This window comes from Rhodococcus sp. UFZ-B548, assembly GCF_903819475.1.
Classification (GTDB): domain Bacteria; phylum Actinomycetota; class Actinomycetes; order Mycobacteriales; family Mycobacteriaceae; genus Rhodococcus_F; species Rhodococcus_F erythropolis.
This window is the reverse complement of record NZ_CAIJDS010000002.1, coordinates 201124-216421: the sequence shown is the minus strand read 5'-3', so window position 1 is coordinate 216421 and position 15298 is coordinate 201124. Positions and strand designations below refer to the sequence as shown.

The following is a 15298-nucleotide window of genomic DNA, read 5'->3' as shown; positions in this document are numbered from 1 at the left end:
CCGTGAACGGCCGGAGAATGTGCGGGAAGATGTTCGGGTGCCGCTACCTGATCCAGATCTGCTCATCGATTTCGACAACGTACTCATCCGTCGGGGAGGGTCCACTCTGGTGGGGCCCGTCACCTGGAAAGTGGAGCTGGACGAGCGATGGGTGGTGCTCGGACCCAACGGTGCCGGCAAGACCTCGCTGCTGCGCATCGCGGCCGGTGAGACTTTCCCGACCAGTGGTTCTGCCCACCTCCTTGGCGAAGTTCTCGGCAAGGTCGACGTCAACGAGTTGCGCCCGCGAATCGGTTTGTCCTCGTCGTCGTTGGCGAACCGCGTGCCCGGCGACGAGAAGGTCAGCGACCTAGTCGTGTCGGCGGGCTACGCCGTTCTCGGTCGGTGGCGCGAGGAGTACGAATCCATGGACACCTCGCGCGCTGTGGAGATGCTCGAAAGCCTCGGCGCCGAGCACCTGGCGGATCGCACGTACGGGACGCTTTCCGAAGGCGAGCGCAAGCGCGTCCTCATCGCGCGAGCCTTGATGACCGATCCCGAACTTCTTCTCCTGGACGAGCCCGCCGCCGGGCTCGATCTCGGTGGACGTGAGGAACTTGTGGCCAGACTCGCCGAACTGGCTGCCGATCCGGACGCCCCGGCAACCGTTCTGATCACCCATCACGTCGAGGAGATCCCGCCGGGATTCACTCACGCACTCCTTCTCAAGGAAGGTGAGGTCGTCTCTCAGGGCCTTCTGGACGACGTCATCACCGCCGAAAATCTGAGCGCGGCATTCAGCCAGTCCATCAGCCTCGACAAGGCGGACGGCAGATACTTCGCACGACGTGCGAGGCCGTCCGGGGCTCATCGCGCGTGAGCTTCAGTGGGACCTGAAATGCGGCCCAGATCACAGATCGCGTAGGTTCGCGAAGCATGGCTAACGAGAATGCAAACGCTGTCCCCGAGCCCAAGGATGCGTCGACCGTCATCTTGGTGCGCGATGCCGAATCCGGGATCGAGATCTTCCTGCTTCAACGTGTACAGGGGATGGCGTTTGCCGGGGGCATGACAGTCTTCCCCGGCGGCGGCGTCGACAAGTCCGATGCGACGGCAGAGGTCGAGTGGGCCGGACCGTCGGTCGAGTGGTGGGCCGAGCGGTTCAGCACGGATGTGGCTCGGGCGAAGGCTCTCGTCTTGGCTGCGGTGCGGGAAACGTTCGAGGAGTGCGGCGTGCTGCTCGCCGGACCGACCGCGGACACCGTCGTCGCGGACACGGCCGGCTACGCACAGGACCGAGTAGCTCTCGAAAAGCACGAGCTGTCGTTCAGCGATTTCCTGAAGAAGGAGAACCTGGTCCTGCGAACGGATCTGCTGCGGCCGTGGGCGAACTGGATCACGCCGGTGGGCGAGACCCGCCGCTACGACACGCGCTTCTTCGTCGCAGCGTCACCGACCGGACAGATCGCGGACGGGGTCACCTCCGAGGCCGCCGAGGTGCGTTGGCAGAGCCCGCAGGACGCGCTGGCGCATTGGCGGGAGGGTGGCAGCATCCTGTTGCCGCCGACGTGGAGTCAGCTGACCGAATTGGCCAAGTTCAGTTCGGTGGCGGAGATACTCGCAGCCGAGCCGGAGATTCCCGTCATCCTGCCTACGTTGATCACCGACGAGGAGACTCTGCGCGTCGAGTTCCCGAATCAGGACGGTTACTACGTCGCCGGGCCGCATCCGTGGTCGGTCAAGGCGGCAAAGTAACCTCTCGATCATGGCTGAATTTGTGACTCTCGAGGTTTCCGAAGGCATCGGCACCATCCGTCTGGCGCGCCCGCCCATGAACGCTCTGAACCGTCAGGTCCAGGACGAGTTGGCTGCTGCCGCACACGCTGCGACCGTCGACAAGGCAGTCAAGGCCGTCATCGTCTACGGCGGCGAGAAAGTCTTCGCAGCCGGTGCCGACGTCAAGGAAATGGCCGAGATGGACTACGGCCAGATCCGTGACGCGATCGGCGGCATGCAGGCCGGGCTCGGCGCCGTGGCGTCGATCCCGAAGCCGACCGTTGCCGCGATCACCGGATACGCACTCGGTGGCGGACTCGAAGTTGCACTCTCGGCCGATCGCCGGATCGTCGGAGACAACGCCAAGCTCGGAGTTCCGGAGATTCTGCTCGGAATCATTCCCGGTGGCGGCGGAACGCAGCGCCTGGCTCGTCTGATCGGACCGGCCAAGGCCAAGGATCTGGTCTTCACCGGCCGTTTCGTCGGGGCTGACGAGGCGTTGGCCATCGGTTTGGTCGACGAGGTCGTCGCTCCCGACGACGTGTACACCGCCGCTCGCACGTGGGCCTCGCAGTTCGTCGGGGGAGCGTCACGTGCGTTGGCTGCTGCCAAGGCAGCCATCGACGAGGGTCTGAACACCGACCTGGAATCCGGGCTCAAGATCGAGCAGCATCTGTTCGCCGGATTGTTCGCGACCAAGGATCAGGCGATCGGCATGGAGTCGTTCATCGCCAACGGTCCGGGCAAGGCCGAGTTCACGGGCGAGTAGGCTCCCCTAAACTAGAACTTGTTCATCTCTTACCAGCGAGTAGGATAGCCGCCATGACAGCCAGCCCGAATGACGACGCAACCGTCACGCCGCCCGCCGCTACCGACACCTCGGTAGTCGACCCCGCGCCGCGGCCGCACGCCACGGCCGAAGAGGTCGAGGCCGCTCGTAAGGACACCAAGCTCGCCCAGGTGCTCTACCACGACTGGGAAGCCGAAACCTACGACGACAAGTGGTCCATCTCGTACGACGAGCGCTGCATCGACTACGCACGTGGTCGTTTCGACGCCGTCGCGGGCGATCAGCCGCTCCCGTACGAGCGCGCCCTCGAACTGGGTTGCGGCACCGGATTCTTCCTCCTGAACCTGATGCAGGGTGGAGTCGCCAAGACCGGTTCGGTCACCGACCTCTCGCCCGGCATGGTCAAGGTCGCACTGCGCAATGCAGAAAGCCTCGGCCTTCCGGTCGACGGCCGTGTTGCCGATGCCGAGACCATTCCGTACGAGGACAACACCTTCGACCTGGTCGTCGGCCACGCCGTGCTGCACCACATTCCCGACGTCGAGAAGTCGCTGCGCGAGGTCCTTCGTGTCCTCAAGCCCGGCGGCCGTTTCGTCTTCGCCGGTGAGCCCACGACTGTCGGTAACTTCTACGCCCGCTGGCTCGGCCGTGCGACGTGGGAAGCAACCACACGCGTGACCAAGCTGCCGTTCCTGGCAGATTGGCGTCGCCCGCAGGAAGAGCTCGACGAGTCCTCTCGCGCAGCAGCGCTCGAGGCAGTCGTCGACATCCACACGTTTGACCCCACCGACCTCGAGAACATGGCGAAGTCCGCCGGAGCCGATCAGGTCCACGCTGCCACCGAGGAATTCGCCGCGGCGCTTCTCGGATGGCCGGTCCGTACTTTCGAAGCAGCTGTTCCGCCGGAGAAGCTCGGTTGGGGTTGGGGACGTTTCGCTTTCGGTGGTTGGAAGACGCTCAGCTGGGTCGACGAGAAGGTGCTCCGTCACGTCGTTCCTCGCGGATTCTTCTACAACGTCATGATCACCGGCGTGAAGCCCGGCAACTGAATTGGGTTATGACTTCACCCTCGGCGACGTCGACTATCTCGGAAGTGATTCCGGCGTAGCTGCCTTGGCCGAGGTGGATCAGCTCGAACTGTCCACGCGTACGCGTCTGGCCGACATCGGCCGGGCGCGTACGCGTTTCGGTGATCACATGCCTGCGCTCGTGGACACCGTCCTGCTTCGACGCAAGGCCGTTACGAAACTGCCCGGCAGTGATCAGTGGTTGTTCACGGACGACGCGATGCAGCAGGCCACTCCCGGCGTTGTGGCGGCGCACCGCGCGCAGCGTCTGATCGGGCGCGACGTCCACGACGTGACGTGCTCAATCGGCGCCGAACTGCATGCCTTGACCGGAGTTGCGCATCGCGTGATCGGCAGCGACATCGATTCCGTTCGCCTGGCGATGGCACAGCGCAATGTGCCGAGCGCAGCGTTGTTGCGGGCCGACGCGCTCCGCCCGACGACACGCGACACCGTCGTACTGGCGGACCCCGCCCGGCGATCGGGCGGTCGCCGCACTCACGATCCGGCAGCGTTGATGCCACCTCTACCGGACCTCATCGAGGCGTACTCCGGCCGTGATCTCGCGGTGAAGTGTGCTCCCGGACTCGATTTCGACAATCTGGGCTGGGACGGGGAAGTCGAGGTCGTCTCGCTCGACGGCGGCGTCAAGGAAGCCTGCCTGTGGTCGACGGGACTGGCCGAGTCCGGCGTCACGCGTCGAGCTTCGGTGCTTCGCTCCGACGGGAGCGGGTGGGCGATCACCGACGCCGAGGACGACGTGATTCCGGAGCAAGCTCCGGGGGAGTGGATCATCGACCCGGACGGAGCGGTAGTGCGAGCAGGCCTCGTGCGCCACTACGCGGCCGGACACGGCCTCTGGCAGCTCGATCCACGCATCGCTTATCTGACCGGTGACAGCGTCCCTGAGGGAGTTCGCGGATTCCGGATCCTCGAGCAGATCAAGTACTCGGAGAAACTGCTCAAACAGACACTGTCCAAGCGGGACTGCGGTGTGGCCGAAATTTTGGTGCGAGGAGTCGACGTGGACCCGGCAGTCCTGCGTCCACGGCTCAAGCTCAAGGGCTCGCTTGCACTGAGCGTCGTGATCGTGCGGATCGGACGATCGGCGTCGGCCTTCATCTGTGAGGCTTCCCGCTAGCTCACTTGAAGACGAACAGCTCACCGATTGCGCTGGGCGTCAACACTTCGCCGTTGGGGCCGATCGAGGTGCCGACGGTGAAGCCGACTGCTCCCGGCAACGTGTCCTGATCCACCGTCTCACCGGTTTCGGTGTCGAAGGTGATCAGGCTCAGTCCGTTCTCACCCTCGCGGACGACGGTGTATCCGGTGTTGCCGGCGGTCTGCGCCGGAACGCCGAGTTGCAGAAGGTCTTTACGTTCCCAGGCCAGTTCGGCGTGATCTCCCTCGTCTCGCACGGCAAGGAGGTGGCCCTTGTCGCCGCCGGCGGGAATGATCAAACCGTCGTCGGACGTCGAGGCACTACCGGCCGAGTTGAAGCCGATGTCGTAACTCCACCTGGTGTCACCGGTTTCGGCGTTCACTGCCCAGAGAGATCCGTTGTTGTCGGTGGCGTACACGGTCTTGCCGTCCTTCGACAGGTCCGGGCTCGACGCCGTCCCACCGGGAAGCGCGTCGGTGGACCACTCGCGGGTGACGGACGGATTGTCGCCGCCCGTGTACTTCATGGCGACCAGATCGGCTGCCTGAGAACTGGGTCCGTAGAAGGTGAAGTAGAACTTGCCGGTGCCCAGGTCTACTGCCGGCGTATTGGCCACCGGGCAGCCGGACGTGCCGAGGAAGCACTCGTTCAGACCCTTGTTGTCGGGAATGAGTTCTGCATTCGCGCCCTGGTCGATCGACGGCGGCGGGATCAGGTCGAACGACGGAACCACTTTGGCGCCGGTCTGCGGGTCGAGCACGTTGATCTGACCCAATTGGGTGATGAACAACAGGTTTCCGTCGCCGGTGAACTGCGACGAGAGAGGAGTGCCCACAACGAGCGTGCGCCAACGCAATTGACCAGTCTCGGTGAAGGACATCATCGCGCCGCTCTCACCGACGTAGACATTGGTGGCGGTGTCGACGATGGGCGTGGACGCGACTACTCCGTCGTTGAGTCGAGCGCACCACTTCTTGCGACCCGTATCCATCTGGAACGAGAAGAGATTGCAGCCGTTCTCGGTGCGGGCGGTGACGAAGCTCTGGCCGTTCGCGGCCACCGAGGCGTACGCGGCAACCGGACCGCCGAGAGGGCGTGACCATGCGAACTCGACATCGCGTGATCCCGTGACCGGGCTCGTGTCGCTGTTGCGGGCGTCGGCATGCATTGCCGGCCAACCCGCCGACGCGTACCGGTCCACCCGTCCGTCGTCGCTGCCGCAACCGGCGATCAGGGCCGCAGCGATCGCCGTCGACACCATCACGGACGACCGTAGGACCCGCCGCATCACAATCTCCCTGCCTTCACTTGATCAAGAGCCCTCGGTAACTGCACAAGCCCGGACCAGAGACTATCCCGACCGGGGCAACGTGACGGGGCACACCCCGAGGGTCGGTGAGTCGGCCCCACGTAGGCTGAACACTCATGACGAGCATGTGGGGCGCACCGTTGCGCACTCGATGGCGGGGATCACGCCGAGGCGACAGCGATCAGGCCAAGTTCTTGACGGTCGATTCCCTCAAATGGGTTCTGGCGAACAAGGCGTACACACCCTGGTATCTGGTGCGGTACTACCGTCTCGCCAAGTTCAAGATGGCCAACCCGCACGTGATCCTGCGTGGCATGGTGTTCCTCGGCAAGAACGTCGAAATCCATTCGACCCCGGACCTGTCCCGTCTCGAGATCGGGCGCTGGGTACACATCGGCGACGGCAACGCGATCCGTTGCCACGAAGGCTCGCTGCGCATCGGCGACAAGGTCGTCTTCGGCAAGGACAACGTCGTCAACACCTACCTCGACATCGAAATCGGTGCGTCGACGCTCGTAGCCGACTGGTGCTACATCTGCGACTTCGACCACCGCATGGACGACATCAACACACCGATCAAGGACCAGGGCATTGTCAAGGGCCCCGTCCGTATCGGCCCGGACACCTGGGTGGCAGCGAAGGTCACCGTGCTGCGAAATACCCGCGTCGGACGCGGTTGTGTCCTCGGGGCGCACGCCGTCGTCAAGGGAGACATCCCGGACTACAGCATCGCGGTCGGCTCGCCCGCGAAGGCGGTCAAGAACCGCAAGTCCGATTGGGAAGCCGGCGCAGCCGATCGTGCAAAGTACATCGCGGCACTCGAGGACATCGCACGCAAGAAGGCTGCTGCGGACGCTGCCGACGCGTCGTCGACGTCGTAGCTCACTTTTTGGCAGAACCAGCGATTACTTTCGGCGCCGCCACCGGTCTGTATCGGTATCGGCGCCGAAAGTCTGCGCCGGTGAAAGGAGTGCCGACATGAGCGAACAGACACCCGAATGGGTCGTGGCGCAGCGCCGCGAACTGGTGGGATTTCTCGAAGGCCTGAGCGCGGAGCAGTGGAACGCGCCGACCCTGTGCGACGGGTGGCGGGTCCGCGAAGTGATCGCGCACATCACCATGCCCTACCGATACTCGGCGCCGCGATTCGTCGTGGAAATGGTCAAGTCACGCGGAAACTTCAACAAGATGTCGAATCGGCGAGCGCTCGCCGACGCGTCGGAAGTCGGTGAGCAACAACTGCTTGCCTCGCTTCGCGACAACGTCGCACACCCGTGGAAGCCGCCGGGCGGTGGCTTCGAGGGCGCACTCTCACACGACGTGATTCACGGTCAGGACATTCGCGTGGCACTCGGCGACGACTACGTGGTGCCCGAAGACCGGCTCACTCGTGTGCTCAGCGGACTCTCGCCCAAGACCGTGAAGTATTTCGGGACTGACCTCGACGGCGCTCGGTTGCGCGCCGACGACCGAGACTGGACGTACGGTGCCGGCGCCGAGGTTCACGGAGCGGCGCAGGACTTGTTGCTGGTGTTGTGTGGCCGGATGTTGCCACCAGGCCATCTGCTCGGGGATGCGAGTTCTCGCTTCACCGCGCCCCTCCCGACCCGCTGAGGTCAGCGCTTCAGCGACCAGGGAGCGGCCGCTCGGGAATCTGCGGCCGCGCCAACGGCTGCCGCACCCGACGCTTTGCGCCCGCGTAGACGTGAGCAGTCTCCTCGGCGACCTGATGCCAGTCGAAGTCCGACGTCAGGCGTGCCCGGGCGGCCACTGCCCGTTCCTGCGCCCCGGCGGGATCGTCGAGAACCTCGCGGACCGCCGAGGTGAGCCCGGCGATGTCACCCGGTTGGAACGACATCCCGGTCACCCCGTCGACTACCGCTTCGCCCAGTCCGCCTGCGGTGGACGTGATCAGCGGAGTGCCGGCTGCCGCCGCTTCGAGGGCGATGATCCCGAACGGCTCGTAGCGCGACGGCAGGACGATGGCGTCCGCTCCGTGCAGCCAGCTGAGCAGTTCCGTGTGATCGAGGGTGCCGAGAAAGTCCACTGCCCGCGCGACGCGATGTGTGCGCGCCTGTTGGTAGAGCCAGGTGAACTGGGTGCCTTCGCCCGCGATCGCGAGGGTCGTGCCGGGGTGGCTACGACGGATTCGGGGGAGCGCCGCGATAGCGTCCTGCACACCCTTCTCGTATTCCAGGCGGCCGACGAAGAGGAGTTTCGGCGGCCCTGACCGCGGTCCACGTTCGCGAAAGTTCCACGTGGTCACGTCGATTCCGTTGCGGATGACAGTGATCGGCGGCAGCGTCGGACCGTAGAGTTCGGTCACTTCTTCCTGCATGGACGCCGAACAGGTTATGAGAGAGTCGGATTCGTTTGCCAGCCACCACTCGACCGAGTGGACCTGGCGGTTGATGCGTCCGGAGATCCAACCGCTGTGGCGACCCGCCTCGGTGGCGTGAAGGGTGGAAACCAGTGGGACGTCATAGAATTCGGCCAAGGCGATCGCCGGATGTGCGACCAGCCAGTCGTGTGCGTGCACGACGTCCGGTTGCCAGCCCTCGCCCACTCCTGGCTTGTGCAGCGCCATCCCGGCACGGACCATCGCGTGACCCATCGCGAGGGTCCACGCGAGCATGTCCTCGCCGAAGACGAAGTGTGCCGGGTCCTCGGCCACCGCGACGACCAGTACGCCTTCGGAGATGTGCGTGACCGTCGGGTGCGTCGACGCATCGGTGCCGGAGGGGCGGCGCGAGAGAACCACGACCTCGTGGCCTGCAGCCGCAAGCTCGGTGGCGAGATGATGGACGTGTCGGCCGAGGCCGCCGACAACGACCGGTGGGTACTCCCACGAGACGATGAGAATCTTCACGACGCGCTCCCGTTCACCAGTTCTGTGTCAGGCAGACGGCGAGCATCCAGCCCCGGGAACAATCCGTCGGCGCGATTCCAGCCTTCGGCCAGCCGCTCGGCCACGGCATCGCGGCCGGAAACGAGCGCTTCGGAGATTTCCCTGGTCGCGTGGGCGTGCTTGTGTGCGCGTTCGCGGGCGTACCCCGCGGCCGAATCCTTGCTCACCATGAATGCCCAATCGCTCGAAACTGTCATCAGTGTCTCGCGAAGGACCTGATCGTTGACCCGGTTTCGCAGTTCCGGTCGGCCGGGTGCGTTGTCGCGGCCGCGAGACTTGTCCACGGTGGTGAGGGCGGTATCGACCACCTCGGAGTTCAGTTGCACGAGGTCGGACACCTGATCGCCGGCCCATACGCGCCAGTCCTTGCCCGATCCCCAGGACGAATCCTCGAGCTGAACGGGTTCGCCCACGTATCCCGATTCCTTGGCGTCGGCGAGGGTGCCGACGCGAATTCCGGCTTCCGGAAGCGCGCGCAGGAGCTTCTCGAGCCACTGCGGGCCTTCGTGCCACCAGTGCCCGAACAGTTCGGTGTCGAATGCTGCGACCACGAGGGCGTCGCGGCCGATGCGGGTGGATTCACTGCGCAGACGCGCCCGAACGGTTTCGACGAAGTCGGCGACGTGCTTGTCGACGGCGGCGGCGGCGAGTTCGGGGTCGTACGGCAACTTGTCGGCGGAGTCGACGGTCCGTCCGGTGACCCGCGACGGCTTGAGGCCCGTCTCGTGGTCGTAGGTGTGGAAATCGCGGTAAGCAGCGTGACCCGGATATCCGGATTTCGGGGACCAGACGCGGTAGCTGACCTGCAGGTCGCGGCCGAAGGCAACCACGTCGGATTCTCGAACCGGGCGACCGAGGGACGTGTCGCCGCGCAAGGCGGGACCGTCGACCATGAAGTGGGTGACGCCCGCTTCGGCGTACCCGCGCTCCATGCCCGGGGTGTACCCGCACTCGGGCCCCCAGATCCCGGTCGGAGTGTGGTTCCACCGGGCATGCGCGTCGGCGAGACCTTCGCGGAGGGAGAACGCACGCAAGCGAGGGTCGAGCAGCGGCTGGAACGGGTGGGCCAGCGGCCCGCCGAGAAGCTCGAAGGCCTCGCGGTCGATGAGGTCGCGGAACACGGGTGAGGCGCCGTGCTGCCAATGAGTCTCGAAATCTTCGAGAGCCGCTGCGGACGCTCGGTGTTCGCGCGCTCCGAGTTCGCGGTGCGCTGCGTCCGGCATGCCGGCGGCCTCGTGTGCACGGATCTGCCAGTTGCCGAGCCAGTGATGCATACCGGCGAGGCAGTGGGGATCGTCCAACTGGGCCGCGAGCACCGGCGTGATTCCCAGCGTCAGCAGGTGCGATCGGCCCTCGTCGGCCAGGCGTCGTAGCGCGGCGGCGAGCGGAATGTACGACGCAGCCCAGGACTGGTAGATCCATTCCTCGCCGACGGGCCATCTGCCGTGGTTGGCGAGCCACGGCAGATGGGAGTGCAGAACCAGGGCGAACATCCCCGGTTCGGTGACGGGTGTTGCGTTACTCACTCGCCGGATTCCTTCACGGCAATTTCTTTCACGGCGATAGCGACGAGGTCGAGGCTGTCGTCGATGTCGGGTTCGCTGATGCTGAAGTCGTTGACGGTGATGCCCTCGACGTCGCGGGTGAGATCTTCGGGCCAGGGCTCACCGGCCAACGCGCGGTCGATCTGCGCGTTGATGAACGATCCGCCGTGCTTGGCGTCGAGTTCCTTCAGGCGTGAACCGTGGTGGACGCCGGTCATCAACTGAACGCGGAATCCGGCGTCTTCGAGCAATTCGGTCATTTCGGCGGCGTTGAGCTCACGAGTGTGGAAAGGGTTGAGCGGCGTGTCGCGGCCGGGGGAGAACGTGATCCGGTTGGGGGTACTGATCAGAAGTTCACCGCCGGGAGCGAGAACTCGGAAGCACTCGCGCAGGAACTGACCCTGATCCCACAGGTGCTCGATCACCTGGAAATTGACGACGACGTCAACCGAGTTGTCGGCCAGTGGAAGCTCGGCGAGGTTGCCGTGGAGCATCTCGACGCGGGGGTAGCGCGCACGAACGTGTTCGACCGCGGAGACGTCGTAGTCGAGGCCGGTAACCTTCGTTGCGACGTCCGCAATCATGTTGGCGCCGTAGCCTTCTCCGGATCCGGCCTCGAGGACTCGGCGGTCCGTGCAGCGCTCCAGAAGTGCGCGGTACACCACTTCGTGGCGTCGGAACCAGTAGTTCTCCTCGGGGATTCCTGGCACGGTTCGTTCGCCCGTCAAGGGCAGGGGTGCGTCCTCGTGGTTGCTGACACTCGTTTCACTCACCCGTGCGAGATTAGTGCCATCCGAGTAGAACGTGTTCGCCGTGGTCCAGATCACTGCTGTCAATTCCTGTTCGTGCCGTTATGGTGGACGAGGTTCCACGTTAAGTTACCCACCGGTAACTTAACGTGGGGTAATCTAACGCACAGCCGACGTGAACCGAGAAATTCGCCCGTGGGGAGACCTGTCGGACTCTCTTTTCGGACGCTCGGACTGCGCGAGCACCACAGACGATTTATCAGGTGAATTACACACAGGAGGTCGACGAAGACCCATGACGAATATCGTTGTTTTGATCAAGCAGGTCCCCGACACATGGTCCGAGCGCAAGCTGACCGACGGCGACTACACGCTTGACCGTGAAGCCGCCGACGCAGTCCTCGACGAGATCAACGAGCGCTCCGTCGAAGAAGCACTCCTCATCAAGGAAGCTCAGGGCGGTGAGGTAACGGTGCTGTCCGCAGGTCCCGACCGCGCCACCGACGCTATCCGCAAGGCTCTGTCGATGGGCGCCGACAAGGCTGTCCACATCAACGACCCGGCACTGCACGGCTCCGACGCGATCCAGACCGCATGGACGCTCGCTGCTGCTCTCGGACAGATCACCTTCGAGAACGACGAGCCTGCCGACCTGATCATCGCCGGCAACGAGGCCACCGACGGCCGCGTCGGCGCTGTTCCGGCCATCATCGCCGAGTACCTGGGCATCCCGCAGCTCACGCAGCTGCGCAAGGTCGTCGTCGCCGACGGCAAGATCACCGGTGAGCGCGAGACCGACGAGGGCGTCTTCGGCCTCGAGGCTTCGCTGCCCGCGATCGTCTCGGTCACCGAGAAGATCAACGAGCCGCGCTTCCCGTCCTTCAAGGGCATCATGGCCGCGAAGAAGAAGGAAGTTCTCGTTTACACGCTGGCCGACCTCGGAGTCGACCCGGAGACCGTCGGAGTTGCCAACGCAGGCACCACCGTGACGTCCTCCACCCCGAAGCCCCCCCGTACCGCTGGTGAGCGCATCGCCGACGAGGGAGACGGTGGCACGAAGATTGCCGCTTACCTCGTCAGCAACAAGGTCATCTGATCGCGCCCTTCTAGACATCCAGCAGAAGAACTCAGGGAGAGTTAAGTCATGGCAGAAGTACTTGTGCTCGTAGAGCACGCAGAGGGTGCGCTGAAGAAGGTCAGCACCGAACTCATCACCGCTGCACGCGCACTCGGTGAGCCGTCGGCAGTTGTCGCCGGCCCCGCGGGCACCGCAGCAAAGCTCGCCGACGCTCTGGCAGCAGCCGGAGCCGAGAAGATCTACGTCGCCGAGTCCGACGACATCGACGGCTACCTCGTCACCCCCAAGGTCGACGTTCTCGCCGCTCTGGTCGAGTCCACCAGCCCGGCAGCAGTCATCACCGCAGCCGGCACCGAGGGCAAAGAGGTTGCCGGTCGTCTGGCCGCACGTCTGGGCTCCGGACTGCTGACCGACGTCATCGAGATCAAGGCTGACGGCACCGGCGTCCACTCCATCTTCGGTGGCGCGTTCACCGTCGAAGCCAAGGCCAACGGCGACGTTCCCGTCTACTCGGTTCGTCCGGGTGCAGTCGAGGCTGCTCCGCAGGCCGGCGCAGGCGAGCAGATCACCGTCGAGGTTCCGGCTCAGGACGAGAGTGCCGTCAAGGTCACCTCGCGTGAGCCCATTGTCGGCGGCGACCGCCCCGAGCTCACCGAGGCGTCGGTTGTCGTCTCCGGTGGACGTGGCGTCGGCAGCGCGGACAAGTTCTCCGTCGTCGAAGAGCTGGCCGATTCCCTCGGTGCTGCAGTCGGTGCTTCGCGTGCCGCTGTGGACTCGGGTTACTACCCCGGACAGTTCCAGGTCGGTCAGACCGGTAAGACGGTCTCCCCGCAGCTGTACATCGCGCTCGGCATTTCCGGTGCCATCCAGCACCGCGCCGGCATGCAGACGTCCAAGACCATCGTCGCGGTCAACAAGGACGAAGAGGCACCCATCTTCGAGATCGCCGACTTCGGCATCGTGGGCGACCTGTTCAACGTCGCACCGCAGCTCACCGAAGCTGTGAAGTCCCACAAGGGCTAAAAAGCACAAACTGCTGTGCGCCTTTATCAACCCCCCGCGGTTGATAAAGGCGCACAGTGCTTTATTCACCCGGCCTGCATCGGCATGTCACTTCGCCGATACCGAGACGCCGTTCGCGCTCGATAAACCTTGCGCATGACAATTACGTCAGTCCTTCGCTCCGCGAGTGACAATCTCGGCCGTGAGGTCGCCCAGCCGAGATATTCCCTGATCGTCTCCTCCGACCGCGAGCATCGTGTCGCAGCGCAGCGCCTTCGATACCGAGTGTTCGCCTCCGAGCCAGGCTTCTCCCTCCCGGCCTCGGCCGGGGTCTTCGAACTCGACGCCGACGGCTTCGACGAATTCTGTGATCATCTACTCGTTCGTGACAACATCACCGAGGAGTACGTCGGCTGCTACCGAATGCTGCCGCCGGATTCCGCTGCGGCGGCAGGTGGGTATTACACCGCAACCGAATTCGACATCTCCGCGCTCGATCCGGTGGCGAACAGGATCGTCGAAATGGGTCGCGCGTGCGTCGATCCCGCGCACCGCACCGGATCCGTCCTGAGCCTGATGTGGTCGGGCATTCTGCACTACCTCGAACTGACCGGATACGAGTGGGTGATGGGCTGCGTCTCCGTGCCCATCTTGCCGAGCCCCGATTCAATTGCCGGCGCCGATGTCCGCGGCGTCCGTGACTTCGTGATGAACAAACACGCCAGCCCTGAGTCGCGGCGGGTGACGCCACGAAACTCGGTGGTCCTCGGCGGTCTGACGCTCGACGAGATTGCCGCACCGGAACGCGTGACGATGCCGCCGTTGCTCCGTGGCTACTTGCGGATGGGCGCGATGATCTGCGGGGAACCTGCTCACGATCCCGAGTTCGGTGTGGCCGATTTTGTTGCGCTGCAAGGCCTTCACTCCGCCAACAAGCGCTATCTGGAACGGCTGCGATCGGCGGCCGCCGCACACGAATCGGGGATCGGCTGATGACCGCGACGGTGCCGTACTGGGTGCCGACGAGCCCCTGCGGCGACGGGTGCCTACCTACGGACGCACCCGGTGTGTCGAGTATCACCGTGATGGCCCGCGGGATCATGGTCGGCGCCGCACTGGTGACTGCGCCGGTGCTCTCGGCCGGCTGGCTGCTCCCGCGCACCTGGCGTACGGAGATGCAACGCGGCTACTCGCGCGCGTTGCTGCGTTGTCTGGGAATGAAGCTCACGGTCGACGATCAGCGGTTGGGGCGCGCCGAACCGGCGGGCGTGATGGTTGTCGCCGGTCACGTGTCGTGGACCGACGTCCTCGTCGCGAGTGCCGTTGCCCCGGCCAACTTCGTCGCCCGTGCCGACCTGCTCGACTGGGCAGTGCTCGGTGGTCTCGCGCGCCGGATGCGCGTAGTGCCCATCGATCGCGCCCGACTGCGTGAACTTCCCGGAACCGTCGACGTCGTTCGCGAACGACTTCAGCGTGGTGTCCGCGTAATGGTGTTTCCCGAGGGAACGACCTGGTGCGGGCGGGCGTACGGAGGTTTTCGCCCGGCAATGTTCCAAGCTGCCGTCGACGCCGAATGCCCGGTTCAGCCGATGGCGATCCGCTACGAGAACGCCGACGGTTCCCTGTGCACCGGACCGTGCTTTGTCGGCACCGAAACTATCGGTCAGTCCATCCGTCGGATCCTGCGTCAGAAGAACGTCGAGGTGAAGGTCAGGCTGGCTCCGCTCGAGGAGGCAGGGGAGTGTCGAGTCGACCTCGCGCAGCGATGCGAGAGAGCCGTACGTGGCGTCGAAACCATCGATTTGGCAGCTCACGACATCTTCGACCCCGCACCGGAACTCGTGACACAAGCCGTGGGACAGATCGATACCTCCCCGGCAATGACCGCTTAGCCTGCTGAGCGAGGCTGGGCGAACTCTCGTGCTGGGCTATCC

General features: G+C 64.7%; 15 protein-coding genes. 11 read left to right on the top strand and 4 right to left on the bottom strand.

All coding sequences use genetic code 11. The features are described 5' to 3' along the window. Positions 1-37 precede the first annotated feature (37 nt). From H7C86_RS03795 to H7C86_RS03775, 5 genes are read left to right on the top strand one after another with little or no spacing between them, the layout of a single operon-like run. Complete coding sequence (locus tag H7C86_RS03795; RefSeq protein ID WP_003944728.1) at positions 38-859, top strand: ABC transporter ATP-binding protein; 822 nt, start codon at positions 38-40, stop codon at positions 857-859. Between the two features lie 56 nt (positions 860-915). Next, positions 916-1734 (top strand): NUDIX domain-containing protein, encoded by an 819-nt coding sequence (locus H7C86_RS03790; RefSeq protein ID WP_003944751.1) that lies wholly within the window; start codon positions 916-918, stop codon positions 1732-1734. Positions 1735-1744: 10 nt separating this feature from the next. Beyond that, positions 1745-2524: an enoyl-CoA hydratase/isomerase family protein gene (locus H7C86_RS03785; RefSeq protein ID WP_003944701.1), complete on the top strand. Its 780-nt coding sequence runs from the start codon at positions 1745-1747 to the stop codon at positions 2522-2524. Positions 2525-2577: 53 nt separating this feature from the next. Beyond that, positions 2578-3594 (top strand): class I SAM-dependent methyltransferase, encoded by a 1017-nt coding sequence (locus tag H7C86_RS03780; protein ID WP_003944733.1) that lies wholly within the window; start codon positions 2578-2580, stop codon positions 3592-3594. A 1-nt stretch (position 3595) separates the two neighbouring features. Then, positions 3596-4753, top strand: coding sequence for a THUMP-like domain-containing protein (locus tag H7C86_RS03775; protein ID WP_182261111.1), 1158 nt, complete (start codon positions 3596-3598; stop codon positions 4751-4753). 1 nt (position 4754) lies between these two features. Here the strand turns inward: H7C86_RS03775 and H7C86_RS03770 are convergent, their stop codons facing one another. Then, positions 4755-6062 (bottom strand): PQQ-binding-like beta-propeller repeat protein, encoded by a 1308-nt coding sequence (locus tag H7C86_RS03770; protein WP_182261110.1) that lies wholly within the window; start codon positions 6060-6062, stop codon positions 4755-4757. 137 nt (positions 6063-6199) lie between these two features. Between H7C86_RS03770 and H7C86_RS03765 the strand changes: the two genes are divergently transcribed. Next, positions 6200-6964 carry an acyltransferase gene (locus tag H7C86_RS03765; RefSeq protein WP_003944741.1) on the top strand — a complete coding sequence of 255 codons (765 nt, stop codon included), beginning with the start codon at positions 6200-6202 and terminating at the stop codon, positions 6962-6964. 97 nt (positions 6965-7061) lie between these two features. Further along, on the top strand, positions 7062-7697 hold the full coding sequence (locus tag H7C86_RS03760; protein ID WP_019747902.1) for a maleylpyruvate isomerase family mycothiol-dependent enzyme: 636 nt from the start codon (positions 7062-7064) through the stop codon (positions 7695-7697). Between the two features lie 10 nt (positions 7698-7707). Here the strand turns inward: H7C86_RS03760 and H7C86_RS03755 are convergent, their stop codons facing one another. From H7C86_RS03755 to H7C86_RS03745, 3 genes are read right to left on the bottom strand one after another with little or no spacing between them, the layout of a single operon-like run. Further along, entirely contained in the window at positions 7708-8952 is a 1245-nt protein-coding gene (locus H7C86_RS03755) for a glycosyltransferase family 4 protein (RefSeq protein ID WP_084326021.1), read from the bottom strand. Beyond that, positions 8949-10484 (bottom strand): glycoside hydrolase family 57 protein, encoded by a 1536-nt coding sequence (locus H7C86_RS03750; protein WP_021343881.1) that lies wholly within the window; start codon positions 10482-10484, stop codon positions 8949-8951. The genes H7C86_RS03755 and H7C86_RS03750 overlap by 4 nt, the downstream gene beginning before the upstream one ends. Before the next feature lie 29 nt (positions 10485-10513). Continuing rightward, positions 10514-11308 carry a bifunctional 2-polyprenyl-6-hydroxyphenol methylase/3-demethylubiquinol 3-O-methyltransferase UbiG gene (locus H7C86_RS03745; protein WP_259349035.1) on the bottom strand — a complete coding sequence of 265 codons (795 nt, stop codon included), beginning with the start codon at positions 11306-11308 and terminating at the stop codon, positions 10514-10516. 271 nt (positions 11309-11579) lie between these two features. Here H7C86_RS03745 and H7C86_RS03740 point away from each other — a divergent pair, with 271 nt between their 5' ends. The 4 genes from H7C86_RS03740 to H7C86_RS03725 all read left to right on the top strand — a co-directional run bounded on the left by H7C86_RS03740 (position 11580) and on the right by H7C86_RS03725 (position 15256). Beyond that, complete coding sequence (locus H7C86_RS03740; RefSeq protein WP_019747906.1) at positions 11580-12380, top strand: electron transfer flavoprotein subunit beta/FixA family protein; 801 nt, start codon at positions 11580-11582, stop codon at positions 12378-12380. Positions 12381-12428: 48 nt separating this feature from the next. Next, positions 12429-13385, top strand: a complete 957-nt coding sequence (locus H7C86_RS03735; RefSeq protein WP_003944698.1) for an electron transfer flavoprotein subunit alpha/FixB family protein — start codon at positions 12429-12431, stop codon at positions 13383-13385. Positions 13386-13520: 135 nt separating this feature from the next. Then, positions 13521-14357: a GNAT family N-acetyltransferase gene (locus tag H7C86_RS03730; protein WP_182261108.1), complete on the top strand. Its 837-nt coding sequence runs from the start codon at positions 13521-13523 to the stop codon at positions 14355-14357. After that, positions 14357-15256 carry a 1-acyl-sn-glycerol-3-phosphate acyltransferase gene (locus H7C86_RS03725; RefSeq protein ID WP_047890161.1) on the top strand — a complete coding sequence of 300 codons (900 nt, stop codon included), beginning with the start codon at positions 14357-14359 and terminating at the stop codon, positions 15254-15256. Before H7C86_RS03730 ends, H7C86_RS03725 begins: the two co-directional genes overlap by 1 nt. The last annotated feature ends 42 nt before the right edge of the window (positions 15257-15298 follow it).

Coding starts and splice junctions, on each gene's coding strand:
- H7C86_RS03790 (WP_003944751.1), top strand. CDS start 916: ATGGCTAACGAGAATGCAAACGCTGTCCCCGAGCCCAAGGATGCGTCG.
- H7C86_RS03785 (WP_003944701.1), top strand. CDS start 1,745: ATGGCTGAATTTGTGACTCTCGAGGTTTCCGAAGGCATCGGCACCATC.
- H7C86_RS03780 (WP_003944733.1), top strand. CDS start 2,578: ATGACAGCCAGCCCGAATGACGACGCAACCGTCACGCCGCCCGCCGCT.
- H7C86_RS03770 (WP_182261110.1), bottom strand. CDS start 6,062: ATGCGGCGGGTCCTACGGTCGTCCGTGATGGTGTCGACGGCGATCGCT.
- H7C86_RS03765 (WP_003944741.1), top strand. CDS start 6,200: ATGACGAGCATGTGGGGCGCACCGTTGCGCACTCGATGGCGGGGATCA.
- H7C86_RS03760 (WP_019747902.1), top strand. CDS start 7,062: ATGAGCGAACAGACACCCGAATGGGTCGTGGCGCAGCGCCGCGAACTG.
- H7C86_RS03750 (WP_021343881.1), bottom strand. CDS start 10,484: ATGTTCGCCCTGGTTCTGCACTCCCATCTGCCGTGGCTCGCCAACCAC.
- H7C86_RS03740 (WP_019747906.1), top strand. CDS start 11,580: ATGACGAATATCGTTGTTTTGATCAAGCAGGTCCCCGACACATGGTCC.
- H7C86_RS03735 (WP_003944698.1), top strand. CDS start 12,429: ATGGCAGAAGTACTTGTGCTCGTAGAGCACGCAGAGGGTGCGCTGAAG.
- H7C86_RS03730 (WP_182261108.1), top strand. CDS start 13,521: ATGACAATTACGTCAGTCCTTCGCTCCGCGAGTGACAATCTCGGCCGT.
- H7C86_RS03725 (WP_047890161.1), top strand. CDS start 14,357: ATGACCGCGACGGTGCCGTACTGGGTGCCGACGAGCCCCTGCGGCGAC.